Genomic DNA, 22,697 nt, shown 5'->3' with positions numbered 1-22,697 from the left:
ATATATCAAAATTTTTTGTGTTATGTAATTCATTTTACCCCAACCAGCCTTCTCGATCCAAACTACGGTATTGAATGGCTTCACTAATATGAGGTCCAGAAACAGAATCGGAACCTTCTAAATCTGCAATAGTTCTAGCTACCTTTAGGATTCTATCATATGCTCTTGCAGATAAATTTAAGCGTTCCATAGCAGATTTGAGTAATTGAAGTGAAGCTTCATCAAGCTTACAATATTCTCTTATTTGCTTAGTATTCATCTGTGCATTATAATGCACATTTTCTAAAGCTTTAAAACGACTGGTTTGAATATCCCTTGCCTTGGTGACACGTTCTCTAATTTGTACCGAAGATTCACCTTTTCTATCATCTGAAAGTTTTTCAAAAGGTACAGGAGTCACTTCAATATGAATATCAATACGATCTAACAATGGACCAGAGATTTTACTCAGATAGCGTTGCATCTCAGCAGGACTAGAAGTTACAGGCGCATCAGGATCATTAAAGTAACCTCCTGGACTCGGATTCATGCTTGCTACAAGCATAAAAGAAGATGGATAGGTCACAGTAAACTTTGCTCTGGATATAGTGACTTCCCTATCTTCCAAAGGTTGACGCATTACTTCCAAAACTTCGCGTTTAAATTCTGGTAATTCATCTAAAAATAATACACCATTATGAGACAAGGAGATTTCACCGGGTTGCGGATAACTTCCGCCACCAACCAAGGCAACATTAGAAATGGTATGATGTGGACTTCTAAAAGGACGTTGTGCCATAAGGCCAGCGTGAGCTTGTACTCTACCCACAACAGAATGTATTTTGGTAGTTTCCAATGCCTCGTGTAGCGTCATTGGTGGCATAATACTTGGCAATCGTTTAGCTAACATGGTTTTACCAGAACCTGGAGGCCCAATAAGTATGATATTATGTCCACCGGCTGCTGCAATCTCCATACAGCGCTTAATACTTTCTTGGCCTTTGACATCTGCAAAATCAAATTCAGGAAAATCGAGATTTTTATAAAATTCTTCTCTGGTATTGACTACAACTTCTTCAATTAATTCACCTTTATCAAAGTGATTGATAACTTCGGTGATATTGTCAACACCATATACCTTTAAGTCATTAACAATTGCTGCCTCCTTAGCATTTTGATTTGGAAGTATAAATCCTTTAAACCCTTCTTCTCTAGCTTTTACAGCAATTGGTAAAGCACCTTTAATTGGCTGTAAACTCCCATCTAAGGACAATTCACCCATAATAAGATAGTCCTCAAGGCTCTCAGCCTTAATTTGATTTGATGCCGCAAGAATACCTATAGCGAGTGTAAGATCGTACGCAGAACCTTCCTTTCGAAGATCCGCTGGCGCCATATTTATAGTTATTTTTTTACCAGGAATACGGTATCCATTATTCTGAAGTGCTGCAGCAATACGGTAGTTGCTTTCTTTTATGGCATTATCTGGAAGACCTACTAAATGATAACCAATTCCTTTGTCAACATTAACCTCAACCGTAATTGTTGTGGCTTCAACACCAAAAACGGCACTTCCAAATATTTTTTTGAGCATAGATATTAATTTGCCTAAAACTACAAATTAAGTTTCATTTACAAAATCTAAAGCGCGCTGCTCATTATAGTAAATATTGTTCTTATCTATAAACCCAACATGACCTCCATATTTTGGCATTTCTAAATACAGATTAGGATTTTGTTTAGCCTCTTTTACAGGGTAACACTCAGGTGATAAAAACGAATCATTCAGTGCGTTTAATACTAATGAAGGTACCTTAATATTTGATAAAAATTGTGCGCTACTCGCTTTATTATAATAGTCAAAAGCATCTACAAACCCATGTGCTTTTGATGTATACACATGATCAAAGTCTATTAAACTTTTAATTGAGTTAAAATCTGTAACAGATAGTCTTTCAGGAAATTGATTTAATTTGGGTTTTAGTTTCTTTTTTAAATGATCTAAAAAACGAATTGCATAGTGTTTGTTTTTTAAACTCAGTAATTCATCACAAGATCCTTTTAAATCACAAGGTGCAGAAACCGCTATAATTGCCTTTAACTCTTTTGGAGTTTTTTCTCTTTCACCAGCATACTTTAACGCCATATTTGCTCCTAAACTAATGCCCTTTATGTAAATACTTTGATATCTATTTAAGGACAAAATATGATTGATAACTGCCTCTAAATCCTCTGTTGCACCAGAATGATAACTGCGGTATAGCTTGTTTGGCTCACCACTACATCCTCTAAAATTTACAGCACAGGCATCGACGTCATTGTCATTGAATAACTTTGCAGGACCAGTTACATAGGGTCTTTGCGCATGGCCCTCTAAACCATGCAATAAGATTATTACTCTATTAGACGGTTTGTTTGCATAACTCCAATCTAAATCTAAAAAATCACCATCTGTAAGATCTATACGTTCTCTTGTTTGTTCCAGACCTTTGACTTGTCTGGCTAAGCCAGAGAATACCGTTGACACAAAACTCTTCTTTGCCCAAAATGGTGGTTTATAATTAGACTCTATTACAGGCATGCTAAACGCTTTATTTTAATACAGTAAATTCTATTGCAGAATCGTTGAAAACCTTGTGTGTTTGTGCTTTAAAGTCTTCTTCTTTAGCTTCAAAGATATTATCCACATAGGTTTGCGGATTAGCATCTATATATGGGAAGAACGTGCTTTGTACTTGCACTTGTATTTTATGGCCCTTTTTAAACGTATGAAATACATCTTGCAATTCTAAATTTACAGCTGTTTTCTGATTTGGTACAAATGGTTCAGGATTTGACATACTATTTCTAAAACGACCACGAAGCGTCTCACTTCTCACTAACATGTGATAATTACTTAGCTTAAGATGATCTTGCACATCATCAGTATTTTCAATATCTGCAGGAAATACATCAACCACTTTTACAATCCAATCAGCAGCAGTACCTGTTGTAGATACATTTAGCTTTGCTAATATATCACCAGCCAAGGTCATATCCTCTTCTAAAATTTCAGTTTCAAAGGTCAGTACATCTGGTCGTCTCGATGCAAAACGCTGATCGTCCGTCATGAATTTACGTGGTGTAAAAACGACTTTAATATCTTCCGAATATGGCACTGGCTTTTTAGGATCACTAATAAAGTCTGAAGAAGCCATATTTCGTGTTGCCTGTTGTGATAAACTTGCGTCAGGTTGCATAAAATAACTTTCGTTTGTTGTGTCTGCCGGAGGCCAAGAATCAAACGTTTGCCATTCTTTTTTACCAGTATCAAACATATGTGCTTCAGCCAAACCAGTTTCTCCATTAGCTTCACCCTTTAGAAAATGATTAAAGAATTTAGTTTCAATATTCTTCTGAAAATAATCCGAAATACTATCTCCAAAATGGATGTTTCCTATAACCTGTCTTTCTTTATTTCTTGCCCAATCCCCATGGCTCCATGGTCCAAAAACAACCGTATTATAATTGTCGCTATTCTTTTCTATACTTTCGTAAGTATTATAAGGACCGTATAAATCTTCTGCATCAAATTGTCCACCAACAATCATTGTTGCTGGTTTAATGTCCTTTAAATGCTGAATAATTCCTCTACTCTGCCAAAACTCATCATAATTAACATGAGTTTTTAATTGCTCCATAAATACATTATCCTCATCGTAATACTTATCTAATTTACTTAGAGGCATATTATCCAAGAAAAATTGGTACTGGTCTTCTGTACCAATATCTGGAAATTCATACCAAGATTCCGTAGTTGAATAATCCTTCATATAGCCAAAAACGGATGTTGCTCTCCAATAACTTAATAAATACGCACCATTATGGTAAAAGTCATCAAAAAAGAAATCTCCAATACAGGCTTGTGGTGAAACGGCCTTAAGCGCTGGATGTGCATCTAATAAAGAATAAGTGGCATAAAAACCTGGATACGAAATACCATAAGTACCCACATTTCCATTATTATTCTCAACATTATTAATCAACCATTCAATAGTATCATACGTATCACTCGCTTCATCTGTTTGATTACCCGTTTTATTTGGGATATACGCCCTCATATTATCATAAATACCTTCACTGTTCCAACGACCTCGAACATCTTGATATACCATGATATTCCCCTCTTCCATTAAATATTTGTTTGGCCCAACTTTAGTTTTAAATTCATCTTCACCATAAGGTCTACAGCTGTAAGGTGTTCTCATCATTAAAATAGGATAATCCTTTGATGTATCCTTTGGTGAATATATCGTGGTGTGAAGTTTAATGCCATCACGCATTTCTATCATTACCTCTTTTTTAGTGTAATTTTCTTTTGCGTAGTTATCTTCGATTTCAATTTTTACATTGCCTACGGTAACGGATTTCTTTACTTTTTTACAACTCGTGAAGGTAACTGCCAATACGGCAATAAGGAGTATTCTTTTTAGCATAACAAGGTTGGTTTTTGAAACGTTAAAGATAGTTGTTTGGAACTATAATTTTTAGAAGAAAATGTTAAGAGACTTCCAAATTGGAAAATTCAAAATTATTTCCATTAAACAGACCTTTATCAGAAAGCTTAAGTGATGGAATAACTAAAAGTGCCATAAAGGACAAACTCATATAAGGTGCGTTTAATTTACTTCCCAAGGATTTTGCCATTACATCCAATTGATGATAGTCTTTACCTATAGTTTCGGCGTCCTTATCACTCATAATACCAGCAACTGGAAGTGGCAAAATTTTACTTTCCTTACTAGATATAGCACAAATACCACCTCTATGTTCTATGATAAGATTAACTGCCTTACAAATAGATTCATCTGTTGTACCTACTGCAATGATATTATGGGAATCGTGCCCCACAGACGATGCTATTGCACCTTCTTTAAGACCGAAATTCTTTATAAAAGCAATCGCAGGTTTATCGTTTTTATAACGATTTACAACAGTCATCTTCAGAATATCCGTTTCTATATTAGAAACTAAATTATCATCAATTATTGTTGAATTTTCAATAAGCTCATTGGTAATCAGCTCGCCATCTAAGCACTCAATAACTCTAATTTTATCTGAATTTGATTCTAATCTGAAGTCAGCAACTTCTTTTTTGTCCGTATTAAAGTTATTGAGATTTTTAAATTGGGCATCATTTATTTTGGAAGCACCATTATCATAAACCAATTCGCCATTGATATAAGTTTGAAGAGTTCTAAAATCTTTCAAATCTTCAATGACAATACAATCAGCATAGTCTCCAACTTGGAGCATGCCAACATCTAGATTATAATGCCTTATTGGATTGATGCAAGCCATTTGAAGCACTTTAAACACATCTTTTCCCAAAGCAATCGCACGTGCACAAAGCTGATTAATATGACCTAGTAATAAATCATCAGGATGTTTATCATCACTACAAAACATCATAATTTCAAAATACTCATCTACAAGGTCTATTAGAGCATTGAAGTTTTTAGCAGCACTACCCTCTCTAATTAGCACCTTCATACCTTTTTGTAGTTTCTCTAATCCTTCTTCATATGTAAAACACTCATGATCGGTACTTATGCCTGCTTCAATATATTTACTTAAATCATCACCTCTTAGTCCTGGCGCATGTCCATCAATTGGTTTATTGAAATGTTTTGCCCATTCTATCTTTTTTATAACCTCTTCATCATTGAAAATAACGCCAGGGTAATTCATCATTTCTGCCAAATATTTAATATCTGGATTGGTTATTAGGTTTTTAATGCCCTCAGAATCAATTACAGCTCCTGCAGATTCAAAGCTCGTTGCTGGGACGCAGGAAGGTGCTCCAAAATTGAACTTAAATGGTGTTTGCTTGCCATTTTCAATCATAAACTCAACACCTTTTGTGCCTAACACATTAGCAATTTCGTGTGGGTCTGAAACAGTAGCTACTGTACCGTGACATACTGCTACTTTAGCAAATTCTGAAGGTACTAACATAGAGCTTTCAATATGAATATGTGCATCTATGAAACCTGGCATTATAAAATGGTCTTCAGAACAATTTTTTTCAATGATATTGGAGATCTTGCCATTTTCAATGCTTATTTCACCTTTAAAAATTCGCTTGTTCAGAACATCTACTATGTTACCTCTTAGAATCAAAGCAATTCAATTTTAAAAAATTCACTTGAGGATTCGCTAATCTTAAACCTATCATCTGCCCTCATACCAATTACCCAAACTATTTTTCCATCAGATTCTAATATCCAAGTTTTTTCTTTTTGAGCTGGTGTTAGTTTCTCATCCTTTAAGTACTTACTCACTTTTTTTTTGCCCTTCATACCCAAAGGATAAAAGATATCGCCTTTTTGCCAAGGTCTTAATAATAAAGGAAAATGTAATCGAGACTTGTCTATATAAATTTTGGATTTGGTATTTTCTTCACCAGATACAACCTCTTCAAAATTTAATTGACCTATTGAAGTATCAATCTGCTTGTCATTTTTGGTAATAGGGATTGAAGACTTACAATCCTTAGATGGATTAACTTCAGTAAGAATTAAAAATTCGCGATGTTTAGTTAAACGATGTGAATGGGAAGACACATACTTGCCAGTTTCAGCATCCAACAATCCTTCTACATCATTCCATTCCGTAAAACCATAATCCTTGAACATTTCAAATAAATAAGCCCTTGAATTATTTACTTTCTTAAACTCAGAAACTTTATATGTTATACCTTCTTCATTGATTTCAACAATTGCTCTTTTTGCAACAGCATTTAGGCTTTCTGCAACAATATCTGCCGTATCATTGAGATTTTCTAAAGTAACTTGAAAACTTTCTAATAACTGTGGGTTTATTTCCTTCAAAATTGGGACAATTTCGTGCCTTAATTTGTTTCTAAGATACTTCCGTGATGAGTTGCTACTATCTTCTCTCCAAGTTAGGTGGTTCTCTCTTGCATATGTTTCAATATCTTCTCTTGAAAAACTTAAAAATGGCCTCACTACCTTATCATTTACAACTGGAATTCCTTTGAGACCTTTTAATCCAGTCCCTCGCGTAAAGTTTATAAGGAATGTTTCGAGATTGTCATCAGCATGGTGTGCTGTGAGTATGTAGTCAAAATTTAACTGATCAGCAAGTTCATAGAACCAATCATAACGCAATTCTCTAGCTGCCATCTGTATAGAGGTTTTATTATCTTCTGCATAGGCATTGGTATCAAAATTCTGAACGAACACCTCTACATTTAACTGATCCGCAAGCTCTAAAACAAATTCCTCATCAGCATCACTTTCTTTTTCCCTTAAATTAAAATTACAATGCGCTAATGCAATATTAAGGCCTAATTGGTGACATAAATACGCTAATACAACGCTATCCAATCCACCGGAAACCGCAACAATAATTCTAGAATTTAACAGAAAGTCTAGGTGCTTTTTCGTATATTCATTAAAGGCCATTTGCATATCGTAAATATACAATAATGAGCAGGTCTTACAATCGTAAAATACTGTAAAATGACAATTGTCATAGTATTTGCAAAGCAATATTAATAGCTTTAAAAAACATTAAAAAAATAAGGTCATGAGTACATTCAAAGAATTAACGTCAAAATCTGCTCAGACTACTTTTGATAAAAAGGTCTTGTCTGCAGTGCCACATTTACATCCTTATGTTAAGCACAGAATATATATTGCTGAAACTACAGGCATTTTACCAAAAAATATGTATTCATCTAATGGCATTATAGACGAAAGTATAATAGAGCTATACACTCAAGGGTTTAACATTGAAGCTGAACGAATGGCTGTAAAGCTTGAACTTTTCAAATTGGTTGACAATTACATGAATGAGTTGTTCAAGAAAGAAGCTTACCACAAAAAAACCATAAGCACCAATTCTATACTAAATGATGAACTTTCTAGATTGGGTGAAGACTTTACTGTTGATGGAGACCTTGACTTGATTTTAAATACTGAGTTAAATGATATTTCATACCATCAAGACCATGGCAATCACCTTTATTTGTATGAGGACAAAGAAGCATCTATGTTAAGAGCTTTTGAACTAGAAAACCTATCTCCTAGTGAATCACCAAAAGTTTTCGGTAGATTCTACAGTTGGTTACCTATTAATATATCAAACATTGTAGATTTATACATCTTTGGAAATTTAGATTTTGATGATATTTCCAAAATAAAGCATATTACTAAAGATCGTGTAGAGCTTATTTTCGATAAAGTTAAAAAGAGCTTCAGAAGTCATTTAGAGTAATCTATGCTTTAGTTTTCGAGTACTTCTCGCATAGCCTTGGCTTTGACCAAGCATTCTTCGTATTCTTTAAGAGGATCGCTTTTTGCAGTAATGGCGCTACCCACAGAATATGACACATATTGCTTTGTTGAATTATACAATATGCTTCTTATTATTACATTAAAGTCAAAATCTCCATTCGGCTTAAAGTAACCAACTGAACCAGAGTATAGACCACGTTTTGTTTCTTCTATAGCTTCAATTATTTTCATTGCAGAAATCTTTGGAGCACCAGTCATGCTTCCCATTGGGAAGGTTGTTTTTAAAATTTCTATCGGAGAAATGCCCTCAGTAACTTCAGATGATATTGTAGAAATCATTTGATGAACTTGTAAAAAAGAATACACCTTACAAAGTTCTTCAACCTTTACGGAACCTCTTTTTGCTGTGTGTGATAAATCATTTCTAACCAAATCTACAATCATTATATTTTCACTACGTTCCTTTTCATCATCACTAAGTTCTCGAGCAAGTTTTTGATCTTCATTAAAATTTACAGAACGCCTTGCAGTACCCTTAATTGGTTGGGAAATTACTTTGCTTCCTTCTTTTTTAATATAGCGCTCAGGAGTCGCGGACATTAAATATTTGTCTTCAATTTTAAGGAAGGTTGCAAAAGGTGGTTTTGATATATTGTTGAGCTTTCTAAATGTATCTAATGGATGAATCGTACAATTTTCAGAGTAAAACTCCTGACAAAAATTCGCCTCATAAATATCTCCGTGCTGAATATGACCTAACATCTGGTTTACCTTGTCAAAGTATTCATCCTTATGAATCCTTAGTTTTATTTTAATTGGTTCGTCTGAATGTTTTGACTCAATCAATTCGGTTTTTTCTATTTCCATGAGATCAGTCTCTAATTCATCATCTACAATATTCAAATACAGAATCTCTACTTTGTCACCTTTAAGCAAAAACAATTTCTTTGGTTGAAAAAAATATAAATCTGAAAACCCTAAACCATCATAATTTTTAGAAATCAGCTCTTCTATAGAGTTCTTTAAATCGTAAGTTAAATAACCAAATATCCAATCGGAAGTTGAGGATCGATATTCTTCTAAATCTTCAAAAGCATTAAAAAAATCTGTTTTAATACTTGTAAATGCATCAACTGCTAGGACTGCATCATAATTGTCATATTTACCCTCGTATTCATTGGAATCTAACCAAACTATTTCATGGTAAGCTTGGCTCCACAAAAGTAGTTTTTGTTTAAATAGTTGAGGATTTGATACGTGATGAAAAACCTTTGTTCTCAATACTAAAAATTATAGATGGTAAAAATAACGGAATACTTTTTAATCTCATTAGTTTTGTATGTTTCTTAAAAATAACATTATGATATTACTAAAGAACCACCTTTTAAATGTAGGTATTAAACGTAAAGGTGCCGAGCTATGCAGTATAAAATCTACTTTGAATAATAAAGAGTTTGTTTGGCAGGCAGACCCTGATATTTGGGGAAGCCATGCTCCAGTTTTATTTCCAATAATTGGTTGCATGAAAAATAACACGTACTTCTACAACGGGTTAAAGTATAATATGCCAAAGCATGGTTTTGTTCGGCATAATAATAATGTTGAAGTCGTTGAGCAGACTAGTGATATGGTGAAATTTCGATTAGAATCTAGTGAAGAATTATCTAAAATTTATCCATTCAAATTTCAGTTTAATTTGAAATATCAATTGAAGGAGAATTTTTTAAAAGTCAATCACGAAGTGTTGAATCTTGACTCTAAACCAATGTATTTCTCATTAGGTGGTCATCCTGCATTTAATTGCTCATTTGAAAAGGACGAAAACTATAATGATTACTTTCTGGAGTTTGAAGCCCTAGAAACAAGTAAATCATATTTGTTAAATATATCCAATGGCCTATTAACGGATAAGACCATCTCTGTTTTTTCTGATGAAAATCGAATTAATTTAAGCGATACCCTATTTGATAATGACGCACTTATATTTAAAGATTTAAAATCTCGAAAGGTTTATCTTAAACACAAGGACAAAGGCAACTTGCTTTCCGTGACTTTTAAAGACTTTGAATACTTGGGTATTTGGGCAAAACCAAAAGCTCCCTACGTTTGTATTGAACCATGGCTTGGAATTGCAGATCATGAAAATACTAATCAAAAGATTGAGGACAAAGAAGGAATCATTTTATTAGAGAATAATAAGTCCTTTAATGCCAGTTATACTATAGAAATAGCTAAGAGTCATTTAGTCTAAGAAATTATTTAATGGTAGCTTTGTCCCAAATTCTTAAAAGTGACATTTAGAGATTTAAATCTTAATACGCCATTATACAATGCCTTAGATGACTTGGGGTTTGAACAGCCAACACCTATACAATCAGAAGCATTTAGTGTTGTTGCATCTGGTAAAGACCTAGTAGGTATAGCACAAACGGGTACTGGTAAAACCTTTGCCTATATGCTGCCAATACTCCGTAATCTCAAATTCTCCAAACAAGATAATCCAAGAGTTTTAATTTTGGTGCCAACCAGAGAGCTTGTTGTACAAGTAGTGAATGAAATTGAAAAACTTTCAAAGTACATTAATAATCGTGTCTTAGGTGTTTATGGTGGCACCAACATCAATACTCAAAAACAGGCTGTAGCACAAGGACTTGATATTATTGTAGCAACTCCTGGCAGATTATATGATTTGGCAGTTAGTAGAGTATTACAGTTAAAATCTATTCAAAAATTAGTTATTGATGAGGTAGACGTTATGCTAGACCTTGGGTTTAGGCATCAACTAATGAATATATTTGATATTCTACCCGAACGCAGACAGAATATTATGTTTTCTGCGACTATGACTAATGAGGTTGACACTCTGATTAAAGAATTCTTCATCAATCCCCAAAAAGTTCAAATTGCTGTTTCAGGTACACCATTGCATAACATAAACCAATCAAGGTACAATGTCCCAAACTTTTATACCAAACTAAATTTATTAGAAGCTTTGCTTAAAAACAGGGACAATTTTTCTAGAGTTTTAATATTTGTAGCTTATAAGAAAATGGCCGATCGCCTGTTTGAAAACTTGGAGGAGTTATTTCCGGGAGAATGTTGTGTTATCCATTCTAATAAAACGCAAAATTATCGCTTAAGAAGTATTGAACAGTTTAGGGAAGGTCAACATAGATTGTTAGTTGCTACAGATGTTATGGCTCGTGGCTTGGATATAGACGACGTTTCTCATGTGATTAATTTTGACACACCAGAATATCCAGAAAACTATATGCATAGAATTGGCAGGACTGGTAGAGCTGAGAAACAAGGTCAAACTATACTGTTATCTACTGAAAAAGAACAATCTTCACGCGAAGACATTGAATCATTAATGCAAATGGCTATTGATGTTATAGAAATACCTGAGACTATTGAGATTTCGACAGAACTGATAGAAGAAGAGCGCGATATAATTAAAGAACGTCACAATCCAATAAAGCGACGTACTGACGATGAACCTGGACCTGCATTTCATGAAAAAAAGGAAAAGAACCAAAAGATTAATCTTGGAGGATCTTATAGAAGGGAAGTATCAAAAAAATATAAGAAACCTAAAACGAGAGGTGACAAGAACTACAACCGCAAAAATAAGCGTAGAAAGTAAAAACCTCTTAAAAATGAAGAGGTTTTATATCTCAAGTACTGCAGGACTACATTTTATATAATATAAAATCTATAACCCTAACCTTATAGTTAGTCCTGCAATTGTACTTGATTTTCTACTATTTCATTAATAGGAACAATTAATATTCCATCATCATTTTTAAGTTTAATTGAAATACCTTCTATTGCCTCAACCTTATATTTCTTTTTGTTGAATTCGATTTTCTGGCCAACCTCATAAGTTTTGCGTGCATAGAATGATTTTAGCAATTTCCCTACCACTTCTTTAGCACCTAACCCAAAGGCTATAGCAAATGCTAAAAGAAACGCAGCTATAATCATATTAATATTATTGGTAATGATAGCTGTGTCAATACCTGCCTGATTAAGTGCTGTAATTGAAATAAATGTCAATAACAAAAAGAACACAGCTTGACTTATCATTTTACCACCCGACAAGTCCATTGATTCAAAGAGAGATTTTAAGCCATTTTTTACAAAATTGGCAAATAAGAGACCTAGGGTGAAAATTAATAGTGCTGCAAATAGTTGTGGCAAATAACCTAGTAATTCACTTATTTGAGTAGATATTATTTCTAAGCCCAAAATATCTGATGCGGTAATTAACAGTACTATGTACATTAACCATTTCACAAAATTGGAGATGATTTTCACGGTATCGAAGTTTAGCTCTTTTCCTTCAATAATTTCAATTTCGTTAAGCTTATCATCTAACTTGTCAACCTTCGCAAGTTTGAGCACCTTTTTAATAACTCTTACAATTATTTTAGTGATTATCCATCCAACTAGAAATACAACTAATGCACCAATTATGTTAGGAAAAACATTTGTTATTTCCATCCACATTGATGTTAATGATTTAAGCATTACTTCTTTAAATTCTGTCATTTTTTCCATACTAATAAGATTTATAGTTAGGGTTTATTAAGTATTATTCTTTTCTGTTTTTGCTAACACTATCTATGATATAGCCAAGATTATACGAAAATAATTCTGCTAATTCCATAAACAATTTTGCCATGGCAATATCATGCATAACTTTACTTTTAAGTTCTGCAGGCACCTCTTTTAAAGGTTGATTTATGTGTTTAAATGGATTCTCCATTCTTCGTATAATTTTCGTACTTCTGTACTAGTTTTTCTTTAGCTCTTTTTAATCGCATCTTTACTGCGCTTTCTCCAATATCTAAAGCCTCAGACAATTCTTTAATTGTTAAATTGTCTTCATACTTTAGTAGTAATATCATCTTTTCATCTGGTGAAATCAGCTCCATTACCTTTTTCAATTTTTCTACTCGCATATTCTGAAATTCGCGTGTAGAATCGACATCTTCACCAATGTTTTCAATACTATCTGAACTTATCGACTTTTTCTCAATCTTCTTAGCCGTGTTTCTGGTTACATAATTAACACAATGATTATAAGTAAATGCATATAACCATGTTGAAAATTTAGATCTCCCTTTGAAACTGCCTAGCTTCACAAAGACTCTTAAAAAAACATCTTGTGTTAAATCTTTGGCTTCATCAACGCCATTCGCAAATCCATAACATTTATTATACACCATTGAGGCATACCTATCGTATAGCACCTCGAACAACAATGTGTTGTTGTCTTTTACGATTGCCTCTACGAGTGCCTCATCGGTTAGGGTATGAACATCCGTTGGTGTCAAAATTTGTCTATTAGCATATGGTTAGTTGTTTGTAAGACACACATAGAAATAATAGGTCACAAAAAATTTAATTATTTACTTTCTTATATGTTCTTCCATATCTCCTAGGTGGTGATTTAATGCTTTGCTTGATATCTGAATCTCCCAAATCAAGAATGCTAATGATAAGATTAACAGCAACAAGGCCACACCAAATATCCATATAGCAACAATATGCTGATCGATATAAATTAAAAACATAGTTAAAACACAAAGAAGTAAACTTGCAATTCCAAAAATCTGCATCCAACGGGTTAATTGAAGTCGCAACTTTAAATTGTTTATTTGTCTGATCAATGATTGCTCCTTCTTTTCCTTATACTTTTCACTTAAGTTTCTTATCACAGCAGCATAAGCCAAAAATCTATTGGTATAAGCCAACATTACTAAAGAAATTGCAGAAAATAGTAATGCAGGTGTGGTTAGAGTTAGTTCTTCCATTGATCAGTATTCAAATAGCATTACAATAATAACAGTGAATCTTTAATAAAATTAACATATGTTAAAATTGTTATTAACTAAAAATGTTAATAGAACGAGTTTTTTGGTGCGATTTTACAATTAACAGAAAAGATTTGGTCATTTATCGAAGATTTCAGTTTAGATTATTTAAAATATCAGAGAATTATTAATTTAGAAGAAATTCCTCCAAAATCTAATATAACGGCTAGCTTTTGCTAGAAAAATTTAACCGCTTAATATGGAAGACTACTTAAACAATACAATACCAAATCTTCAGCCTTTTAATTTTGATGAACATCATGATACTCATTTTATCAATCAAAAATGGGTATTGGTAAACGGTATATCAAAGAAAAAATCAGTTTATACTTTTAGAAAGAATAATATTCTTGAAATAGCAAGGCAAAATAATATTATTAAAACTTCATGGAACTTAAATTTTAAAAATAATTTCTCTATTGAAACAGAAGATGGATTAATTAGTGTTAAAGCCTATTTTAAAGATGATGACATTCTTGTACTAAATCATCAAAACAAAAATGAGTTTGCTGTCTACATAAACACGACGGAATATGAAAATGAGCTAAATACAGTAGAAGACATTAAAGAATATCTCAAAGATAAATACAAGAGAAAGGCTAGTGACGTAATTTATGATCATGAATTCTATTATATTGAAAAATCAGAAGAATTTGGTCCATATAAAGTCGAAGAACTATCTAAAAAAGTAGAAAACGAAGAGATTTCTGCCTATTGTTTTGTTAGGGATATTAATGAAGATGACTACAGCAAAAGACTAAGAATAAATGATTTGATTACAGAATTACACTAGTTTATTAATTGCTTTTGTAAAATTCATATTTGGCTAGCTCAATTTAAACAATAGCCTCCCAGTTTTCTTGCGTTTCCGTTTTATCTCCTCTCGCGGTTTCTCTATCATATTTTTCCTGACGTTTCTGCATTTCATTGAATACTTTATCGAATATGGTTTTTGCACGAAGTAATTCACTACTTGTTACTTTTGCATCAGCTAATTCCTTTCTTAACTTTCTTGAGTATATTTCTGTAATATCAAAGTGGATCTGCTCATGTCTCAAAACATAATCTGTGCGACCTTCTTGTAAAACCCAACTGCTATTTGTATTAAAAACACTTTGTACAAAGACCTCTCCTTCCTTAAACATGTTGTTACCAGATTCATAACCAAATCCTGAATTTGTTAGTGCCAATGCATTTGGGTAGTTTTCACGATCTGGTTTACCTTTAAAATCATCCCAAGTTAGTTTTCTATCCTCGCTCCATTCAATCTGTGTTTCAAGTAACTTTGGATCGTCAACACGATAAATATCTGCCCATAACCTGTTGCAGGTACTCCATTTATCTGGTATTTTTTGTCTGGTTATTTTAATAACATTAGCTCCTGATTGCATGGCTAATTTTTTAAGGCTATTAATATTTTCATAATAGGTACAATTTACCGACATACCATTATCCGTAGCTTTGACTGAACCAACTTTATCACCTTCTATCAGCTGGTCATCTGAAATTTTTAAAACAATTACTAAATCATCTTTTTCCAAAGGATTAAAACTAGTAATTACGTTGCTTTTTAATTTTGGCGAACATGATAATGCCAATAGAAATAATAACAGAACATTTAATTTTTTCATAGACTTTAAATAAAAAAAGCGAACAAATCGTTCGCTTTTATATATGTTATTTTTTTAACTAAACATGTAGCGCTCTATTACCAGTTGCAGCCAATGCCGCCTCTTTTACAGCCTCTGCAAATGTTGGATGGGCATGTGAGTATCTTGAAATATCTTCAGCAGATGCTCTAAATTCCATTGCCGTTACGGCTTCAGCAATTAGATCTGCACAACGTGCACCAATCATATGGACACCTAATACTTCATCTGTAGTCTTATCTGCTAAAATCTTAACAAAACCGTCAATATCACCACTTGCCCTAGCTCTACCTAAAGCCCTAAACGGAAACTGACCAACTTTATATTCTACCTTTTCTGCTTTTAATTCTTCTTCAGTCTTACCAACCGCAGCAACTTCAGGCCATGTATATACAACTCCTGGTATAAGGTTATAATCTATATGAGGTTTCTGACCAGCTATTGTTTCTGCAACAAAAACGCCTTCCTCTTCAGCTTTATGTGCTAGCATTGCTCCTTTTACCACGTCACCAATTGCATATACATTAGATGCAGAAGTTTGTAGGTGTTCATTAACCTCAACTTGTCCTCGCTCATTAATTTTAACGCCTGCAGCCTCAGCATTCAATCCATCAGTATATGGTCTACGTCCTACAGATACTAAACAGTAGTCGCCTTTAAATTCTACTATTTCTCCCTTTTTATTTTCTGCTTTTACAATAACCTCATCACCTTTTCTCTCAACTGACTGTACCTTATGAGACATCATCATTTTACACTTGGCCTTTTTAAACACCTTATTCAACTCTTTAGATAGACCTGCGTCCATAGTAGGTAAAATTCTGTCCATATATTCCACGACAGTCACTTGGGCTCCGAGTCTGTAATATACTTGACCTAATTCTAAACCAATTACACCACCTCCAATTACAATCATATGTTTTGGCACCTCTTTTAATTTAAGAGCTTCAGTAGAGGTAATTATTCTTTCTTTATCTAATTCTATAAAAGGTAAGTTACTGGGCTTACTACCAGTTGCAATAATTATATTTTTAGCTTCAATCTCACCTGCGTCTTTACCCTCAATTTTAATGTGAGTCGCATCAATGAAAGAACCTAAACCTTCATAAACATCAATGTTATTTTTCTTCATCAAAAAATCAATACCTCCTGTAGTTTGATCTACAACAGATTGTTTACGTGCAATCATCTTTTCGAGATTTACCTTAATTTCACCAGGAATATCAATACCATGATCAGAAAAATGTTTAGTTGCTTCTTCATAATGATGAGAAGAACTGAGCAAAGCCTTGCTTGGAATACAACCCACATTTAAACAAGTACCACCTAAGGTTGAATATTTTTCAATAAGGGCAGTTGTCATTCCTAATTGTGCGCATCTTATCGCGGCAACATATCCACCAGGACCTGAACCTATAACTGCAACATCGTATGATTTCATATTGTAATTTTGATAGTTTAAAAACGATTACAAAAATACAAATGTTTTATGGTAAGACAATAAAAATTAAGACTTAGTATAACCGAATAATGGTCTCCTTTAATCCTTCAGATTTTAAAAATTCAGCTACCTCTATTGCTTCATCTCCACCTTGTTCTGCATGATGTAATAACGTATAACCATGTGGACCCTTGGCATGTAAAAGCAAAGGATTAAACTCTAACATTGCTTTTAAAATATTTAGCTGACCAAATAATGCCATGGTGAAAATATTTGCTTGAGCGCCTTTATTCAGAAAAAATTTAACAAGTTCTTTATGACCTACATGGCTTGCGGCACCGAGCCCAGTTTCAAAATCACCAGCACGCCAATCGTAGGCAGCATTGAGTAATGTTGGGTGCTCCTTAATTAATACTTTTACTCTATCTATCCTGCCGTGAGAAGCACCTACAAATTCTTTTACTAAGGCCTTATCTAATTGAGGTGGTTCTTCCTGAATACTATTCTGACCAAATACCAAAGAGGATCCTGTTATACCTAGAATACCCAAACTCGCTGATTTTAAAAAGTATATTCGTTTCATGACAAAGTTTTTTAAAAGGTATTAAATATTTAATCATGAAGTCCATAACTTAACACCAAATTAAGATGGTAAATTGAGTATTCTAATCCTTAAAACTGGATTGTACGATTTCAAGCATCAAAAAAGTGTCTAGTGATTTTAAATCAATGACACTTTTTCTAATTCCCCTAAGAATAAACTAATAGCACCGTAAATATCCTACAAAATAAATAGTTATACAATACTCAAATTGAGTAATTTAAATTATTATATAATGTTTTGATTCATTTTTAAAATACCAATTAGTTCTCCAGTGGATGAGATATTTAATTTTTTAAGTATGTTTCGCCTATGCGTATCTACCGTATGAGAGCTAATATTTAATTTTTTTGAAATTTCTTTACTACTCAAATCTTGAATAAGTAACCTAATTACATCTCTCTCTCTATTGCTAATGCCTCCATTTAATAATTTTTGCGAATAGGTATTGAAATAAACCGTTTCATACTCTTTGTTGTTATTTAGCAACTTGGCAGATGCAGAAATTTCTAATTTAAGACCAGGATCTAGTACAGTATAATGTGCCAACCCAATAATAGGTTTGCCTTTACTATCAAATGCTAAAGGTGTTGTATTCTGAACAATATTGACATAAACATCATTTGCATTTTTAAATCTGTAGTTCCATGTATAATTTGCATTTTGCCTTTTCTTTTCCTCAATGTTACCTATAGTGAATTCCATTAATTCGTTTAAAGCTTTTAGCCAATTATCAATATCTTCTGGATGTATTCTGCCCCAAAAATAGCGCATGCCCTTCTCCATTAATTCATCAGAATTTAGCCCCAAACACGAATTGAAATTTTTACTCACAAACTCAAAACTCAGTGATTGTGTGTTAGTGACACAAAAAAATGTAGAGCTATAGGGTAAATAATTATCTAACTCGATTATCTTTTTAATATGTGTTTCTAAGGAAGGTTTATCATATGATTTAAAGATGGACTTATAGAAGTCCATTACGTTATTGAAATCCATGATTAATAGCTTTTTTGGTAAAGTTAAATAAAATTAGGTTGGAAACCCAAGCATTTCTCCCGTTACTACTGTAAATAACCAGCAACCATGCATAGCATGCTCAATTGAAATTAGTAGTGTTAATTTCGTTTTATAAAATGTTTGTGCAAATATTAAACCACCAATAAATGTTAAAAGTATCACCAACGAATTCTTGAAAAAAAAATGTGCTTAAGAAAACATAATAGGATTTAAATAAAAAAGAGGGTATATTTTTAATTAATGTTTCGTGTGATTAAAAGAAAATATAGATAAAGATGCCTAAAAAATAACTACAATTATATCGATCCATTTGAGGGTTTTAAGAAGAATGCGCTTCATTCTTTGTGGGTGTTGTATTAATGTTCCTCTAAATTAACGAATTAATATATTTGGCATTGGTCAATCTACCATCAAGATCATAAATTAACGGATAATCCGAAACTCAAATAAGCCGAGCTATCTTCCTCACCCGAAGGAGCAAAATTATTATACAAATAATCAAATTGAGAGGAAAGGCTTAAATAAGAATTCAAAGGCATGTCGGCTCTTAATTCCTGTAAGATCCTATGATTACCAAAATCGGAATACAAGGGTTGGAAATAAGTTGTATTCGTTAATTCCAAAACGGTCTTATCATCATTATTCTTAACGTTGAAAGTAAGTGATAAGTAACTATTATGGCGGTGCCCATAATAGGTTTCATCAAGGACATCCACCTTTTCAATTTCGTACATATATGAATTACCGAAATAACCATTGAAAACTTTAGAATTGATAAACTTCAGACGAATTCCAGCACCTATCAAATTCCTTGAATTGATGGTGAATAGCTCATTATTCTGGTTTTGTATAAATGCCTCAAATCTAAATACTTGACTTAGCTTTTGATTATATCTGATATGAAAGAACCAAGAGTTTTGATAATCCACATCCTTACTTCGTATCAAATTATAATTACCCATTATGAAAAAGATCTTCTTCAAGTCCTTGGATTTGAAGGAGGTTGTTAAACTTGGTCTTATCTGAAACAAGTAATCGCCATTTGTATTGGAATAATTGAACAGAACATCACCCCGAAATGCGAAGATTGTAGAATCCAATTGCATACGTTGGGATTCAATATTTACTTGCCCTTGGATATCATGAATGCTCAGGGTAAATAATATGCCTATGATATATTTGGTTATTGCTGATGTTGTTGGGTTACTTGTTTTCAATGCCGTGTTGTTTTTTCTGTTTATTTGAAAGTGATTCAATTGTGCCATTTTTAAAATATTCTAATAATGGAGTTGCAGGTATCATATCCCATAATAAGGTAGTATTGTTTGAAAATGCAACTGGTATTAAAATGAATCGAATGAATAACTCAATTACCTTGTGTTTTTTTGAATTCATAACTAAAGTGTTATTGTAGTAGTATGTTTTACTTCATTAATCATAAACATACTATGAGTACTTCCAATATGATCAATTCTGGTTAATTTTTTAACCATAAATTCTCTAAAAGCTTCCATATCTTTTACTAAAACTTTTAAAAGATAATCATAATCTCCACTAATATGGTAACACTCTAATACTTCTTCTAGTTCAGCAACATCCCTTTCAAACTTCACCACATAGTCTTGTGAATGCTGTAATAGTTTAACATGGCAAAATGCCACAAATGCTTTGTTGACTTTCTTTTTATTTACTAAGGCTACATTCTTACTAATTACACCGCTTGATTCTAATTTTTTAATACGTTCATATACAGCAGTAACAGACAATCCTAGCTTTAAGGAAAGTGCTTTATTTGTTTGCTTACTGTCTGATTGCAGCAACGCCAAAAGTTGTTTATCTATTTCATCAAAAACCATAATGGATAAATTTTCTATTTAATTGAATTTTAAATTAAAATTAATGAAATATATTCTTTATTATTAATTAATAATAGTATATTTTTCTATAAATACTAATAATTATTGATTATATGTCTTATTATACCGAAATTTGTAATAATTAAAATTAATGATTATGGATTTCAAACCTGCTAATAATATACAAGATCTTCAATATTTTGGAGAATTTGGTGGTGTAAACCCTTCAATTTCTGATTCTTCTACATATACCTTTTTATCTGCAAAAACAATGTTTGATACCTTTGAAGGAAATGCAGATGGTTGTTACCTATATTCAAGGCATTCCTCTCCTTCAAACTTATATTTAGGCGAAGCACTAGCAGCAATGGAAGGTACTGAAACAGCTACAGTAACAGCTTCCGGTATGGGAGCAATTACTCCAGTATTATTGCAACTGTGTGAAGCTGGTGAACATATTGTAAGTAGTCGAACAATTTATGGTGGTACATACGCCTTCTTAAAGAATTTTGCTCCACGTTTGGGAATAAACACATCCTTTGTTGACATCACCAAATTAGATGTTGTAGAAGCTTCTATTACAAGTAAAACAAAAGTATTATACTGTGAATCTGTTAGTAACCCTTTGCTAGAGGTTGCCGATCTAAAAGGATTAGCTAACCTAGCAAAGAAATATAATCTCAAATTGGTTATTGACAATACGTTCTCACCGCTCAGTATATCCCCAGTTAAGTTAGGTGCAGATATCGTAATCCATAGTTTAACAAAATTTATAAACGGATCTTCAGACACTGTAGGAGGAGTTGTTTGTGGTACACAAGAACTTATAGACCAATTAAGAAACGTAAATGATGGAGCTGCAATGTTATTAGGAGCTACTATGGATAGTTTACGTTCGGCATCAGTACTTAAAAACTTAAGAACATTGCACATAAGAATGCACCAGCATAGTAAAAATGCTATGTATTTAGCTCAACAGTTTGAGAAAGCTGGTCTTAAAACTGTATATCCAGGATTAAAATCTCATCCATCGCATAATCTATTTAAATCGATGATGAATAAAACTTATGGATTTGGAGGTATGCTTACAATTGATGTTGGTACTTTAGAAAAAGCTAACGATTTAATGGAAATGATGCAAAAAGAAAATCTTGGTTATTTGGCTGTTAGTTTAGGTTTTTATAAAACTCTTTTTAGTGCTCCAGGCTCATCTACCTCTTCAGAAATACCTGAAGAAGAGCAAGTTGAAATGGGATTAAGTGATGGTCTTATTAGATTTTCTATTGGCTTAGATGCAGATATTGAGCGTACATTCAATAAAATGAAAGAATGTATGCTAAAACTTAATATTCTAGAAACAGAATTAGCCTAATAAAAAAAAGAGCAAATTAAAATTTTAATTTGCTCTTTAAGTTTAGGCGCTATCAATCCTCTTAGTTCTTGTCTTTTGTATTAAGCAACCAAAGATTCGTAATGTTTAACCAACTTTGCATTTCTAATTACTTCTCTGTGTAGTTTTTGTCTAATGTTAGTCATTTCTACCACTGGAGTAAATTCTTTTAAGGAAGATTTGCTGGATTCTAACTTAGCTAAATAGTTTAAGGTCATTATATGTCTTCTAAGCTGTCTTCTATTTCGCTTCAATTCTTCCTCCATATTTAAGGTAGAACAATAAGATACTTCTTGTTGACCTAGATCTTTATTTCGTGCATTTGTTAATGTATAAGTACTAGTTGAGTTTCTATGAGTTTTGAATTCTGATTTGATACTTTGTCTTTTAAATAAGAAGTAGGCAACCAATATTAATTGTATCCCAACAAATACTAAAAAATAATATAAAAATTCCATAGTTCAGGGGTTTAATTACTTTTCAGACACATTAATGGTTACCTGTAGTCACAATTTTTCGATGAAATGCATGAAATTTTTAGATTTTCTAATTATAATATCGATTATTTGCTATAAA

At 32.8% G+C, this 22,697-nt stretch carries 23 protein-coding genes; 5 read left to right on the top strand and 18 right to left on the bottom strand.

The annotated features are described in order from the left end of the window. Nucleotides 1-34: 34 nt before the first annotated feature. From ACFWV9_RS09175 to tilS, 5 genes are all read right to left on the bottom strand, one after another. The gene (locus ACFWV9_RS09175) at nt 35-1,573 is read right to left on the bottom strand and encodes a YifB family Mg chelatase-like AAA ATPase (RefSeq protein WP_411894912.1); all 1,539 of its coding nucleotides are present in this window, start codon (nt 1,571-1,573) and stop codon (nt 35-37) included. A 27-nt stretch (nt 1,574-1,600) separates the two neighbouring features. Beyond that, complete coding sequence (locus ACFWV9_RS09170) at nt 1,601-2,560, bottom strand: YheT family hydrolase (RefSeq protein ID WP_411894911.1); 960 nt, start codon at nt 2,558-2,560, stop codon at nt 1,601-1,603. Nucleotides 2,561-2,570: 10 nt separating this feature from the next. After that, the gene (locus ACFWV9_RS09165; RefSeq protein ID WP_411894910.1) at nt 2,571-4,454 is read right to left on the bottom strand and encodes a CocE/NonD family hydrolase; all 1,884 of its coding nucleotides are present in this window, start codon (nt 4,452-4,454) and stop codon (nt 2,571-2,573) included. Between the two features lie 64 nt (nt 4,455-4,518). After that, the gene (gene ade, locus ACFWV9_RS09160) at nt 4,519-6,141 is read right to left on the bottom strand and encodes an adenine deaminase (protein WP_411894909.1); all 1,623 of its coding nucleotides are present in this window, start codon (nt 6,139-6,141) and stop codon (nt 4,519-4,521) included. Further along, nucleotides 6,138-7,469, bottom strand: a complete 1,332-nt coding sequence (gene tilS / locus ACFWV9_RS09155; protein ID WP_411894908.1) for a tRNA lysidine(34) synthetase TilS — start codon at nt 7,467-7,469, stop codon at nt 6,138-6,140. Before tilS ends, ade begins: the two co-directional genes overlap by 4 nt. A gap of 103 nt (nt 7,470-7,572) precedes the next feature. On the opposite strand from tilS, the gene ACFWV9_RS09150 reads away from it, so the two are divergent. Further along, nucleotides 7,573-8,262 (top strand): hypothetical protein, encoded by a 690-nt coding sequence (locus tag ACFWV9_RS09150; protein WP_411894907.1) that lies wholly within the window; start codon nt 7,573-7,575, stop codon nt 8,260-8,262. An 8-nt stretch (nt 8,263-8,270) separates the two neighbouring features. On the opposite strand, the gene ACFWV9_RS09145 is transcribed toward ACFWV9_RS09150, so the two are convergent. Then, nucleotides 8,271-9,563, bottom strand: a complete 1,293-nt coding sequence (locus tag ACFWV9_RS09145; protein ID WP_411894906.1) for an anthranilate synthase component I family protein — start codon at nt 9,561-9,563, stop codon at nt 8,271-8,273. Between the two features lie 79 nt (nt 9,564-9,642). Between ACFWV9_RS09145 and ACFWV9_RS09140 the strand changes: the two genes are divergently transcribed. Both ACFWV9_RS09140 and ACFWV9_RS09135 read left to right on the top strand, forming a co-directional pair. Further along, complete coding sequence (locus ACFWV9_RS09140) at nt 9,643-10,533, top strand: aldose 1-epimerase family protein (RefSeq protein WP_411894905.1); 891 nt, start codon at nt 9,643-9,645, stop codon at nt 10,531-10,533. A 39-nt stretch (nt 10,534-10,572) separates the two neighbouring features. Beyond that, nucleotides 10,573-11,928, top strand: coding sequence for a DEAD/DEAH box helicase (locus ACFWV9_RS09135; protein WP_411894904.1), 1,356 nt, complete (start codon nt 10,573-10,575; stop codon nt 11,926-11,928). Nucleotides 11,929-12,017: 89 nt separating this feature from the next. Here ACFWV9_RS09135 and ACFWV9_RS09130 read toward each other — a convergent pair whose 3' ends face one another. The 4 genes from ACFWV9_RS09130 to ACFWV9_RS09115 all read right to left on the bottom strand — a co-directional run bounded on the left by ACFWV9_RS09130 (nt 12,018) and on the right by ACFWV9_RS09115 (nt 14,104). Continuing rightward, nucleotides 12,018-12,845, bottom strand: coding sequence for a mechanosensitive ion channel family protein (locus tag ACFWV9_RS09130; protein WP_411894903.1), 828 nt, complete (start codon nt 12,843-12,845; stop codon nt 12,018-12,020). A 34-nt stretch (nt 12,846-12,879) separates the two neighbouring features. Next, on the bottom strand, nt 12,880-13,053 hold the full coding sequence (locus ACFWV9_RS09125; RefSeq protein ID WP_411894902.1) for a hypothetical protein: 174 nt from the start codon (nt 13,051-13,053) through the stop codon (nt 12,880-12,882). Next, on the bottom strand, nt 13,037-13,624 hold the full coding sequence (locus tag ACFWV9_RS09120) for an RNA polymerase sigma factor (RefSeq protein WP_411894901.1): 588 nt from the start codon (nt 13,622-13,624) through the stop codon (nt 13,037-13,039). Before ACFWV9_RS09120 ends, ACFWV9_RS09125 begins: the two co-directional genes overlap by 17 nt. Before the next feature lie 75 nt (nt 13,625-13,699). Continuing rightward, nucleotides 13,700-14,104, bottom strand: a complete 405-nt coding sequence (locus ACFWV9_RS09115) for a DUF2721 domain-containing protein (protein ID WP_411894900.1) — start codon at nt 14,102-14,104, stop codon at nt 13,700-13,702. A gap of 259 nt (nt 14,105-14,363) precedes the next feature. Between ACFWV9_RS09115 and ACFWV9_RS09110 the strand changes: the two genes are divergently transcribed. Continuing rightward, complete coding sequence (locus tag ACFWV9_RS09110; protein ID WP_411894899.1) at nt 14,364-14,957, top strand: hypothetical protein; 594 nt, start codon at nt 14,364-14,366, stop codon at nt 14,955-14,957. Nucleotides 14,958-15,000: 43 nt separating this feature from the next. Here ACFWV9_RS09110 and ACFWV9_RS09105 read toward each other — a convergent pair whose 3' ends face one another. The 7 genes from ACFWV9_RS09105 to ACFWV9_RS09075 all read right to left on the bottom strand — a co-directional run bounded on the left by ACFWV9_RS09105 (nt 15,001) and on the right by ACFWV9_RS09075 (nt 20,731). Beyond that, nucleotides 15,001-15,795: a hypothetical protein gene (locus ACFWV9_RS09105; RefSeq protein ID WP_411894898.1), complete on the bottom strand. Its 795-nt coding sequence runs from the start codon at nt 15,793-15,795 to the stop codon at nt 15,001-15,003. A gap of 58 nt (nt 15,796-15,853) precedes the next feature. Then, nucleotides 15,854-17,254 (bottom strand): dihydrolipoyl dehydrogenase, encoded by a 1,401-nt coding sequence (lpdA, locus tag ACFWV9_RS09100; protein WP_411894897.1) that lies wholly within the window; start codon nt 17,252-17,254, stop codon nt 15,854-15,856. A 73-nt stretch (nt 17,255-17,327) separates the two neighbouring features. Then, complete coding sequence (locus ACFWV9_RS09095; protein WP_411894896.1) at nt 17,328-17,837, bottom strand: hypothetical protein; 510 nt, start codon at nt 17,835-17,837, stop codon at nt 17,328-17,330. A gap of 246 nt (nt 17,838-18,083) precedes the next feature. Next, a complete protein-coding gene (locus ACFWV9_RS09090) occupies nt 18,084-18,854 on the bottom strand; it encodes a LuxR C-terminal-related transcriptional regulator (protein WP_411894895.1) in 771 nt (256 codons plus the stop codon). A gap of 437 nt (nt 18,855-19,291) precedes the next feature. Continuing rightward, the gene (locus ACFWV9_RS09085) at nt 19,292-20,092 is read right to left on the bottom strand and encodes a DUF481 domain-containing protein (RefSeq protein WP_411894894.1); all 801 of its coding nucleotides are present in this window, start codon (nt 20,090-20,092) and stop codon (nt 19,292-19,294) included. Beyond that, a complete protein-coding gene (locus tag ACFWV9_RS09080) occupies nt 20,079-20,270 on the bottom strand; it encodes a hypothetical protein (RefSeq protein ID WP_411894893.1) in 192 nt (63 codons plus the stop codon). The genes ACFWV9_RS09085 and ACFWV9_RS09080 overlap by 14 nt, the downstream gene beginning before the upstream one ends. A gap of 2 nt (nt 20,271-20,272) precedes the next feature. Beyond that, nucleotides 20,273-20,731, bottom strand: coding sequence for an Lrp/AsnC family transcriptional regulator (locus ACFWV9_RS09075; RefSeq protein ID WP_411894892.1), 459 nt, complete (start codon nt 20,729-20,731; stop codon nt 20,273-20,275). A 157-nt stretch (nt 20,732-20,888) separates the two neighbouring features. Between ACFWV9_RS09075 and ACFWV9_RS09070 the strand changes: the two genes are divergently transcribed. Then, entirely contained in the window at nt 20,889-22,103 is a 1,215-nt protein-coding gene (locus ACFWV9_RS09070; RefSeq protein ID WP_411894891.1) for an aminotransferase class I/II-fold pyridoxal phosphate-dependent enzyme, read from the top strand. Nucleotides 22,104-22,183: 80 nt separating this feature from the next. On the opposite strand, the gene ACFWV9_RS09065 is transcribed toward ACFWV9_RS09070, so the two are convergent. Further along, nucleotides 22,184-22,579 (bottom strand): hypothetical protein, encoded by a 396-nt coding sequence (locus ACFWV9_RS09065; RefSeq protein ID WP_411894890.1) that lies wholly within the window; start codon nt 22,577-22,579, stop codon nt 22,184-22,186. Nucleotides 22,580-22,697: the final 118 nt, after the last annotated feature.

Source organism: Winogradskyella sp. A2 (assembly GCF_046762865.1).
Taxonomy (GTDB): domain Bacteria; phylum Bacteroidota; class Bacteroidia; order Flavobacteriales; family Flavobacteriaceae; genus Winogradskyella.
The sequence above is the reverse complement of the archived record's forward strand: the minus strand, read 5'-3'. Positions and strand labels throughout refer to the sequence as shown.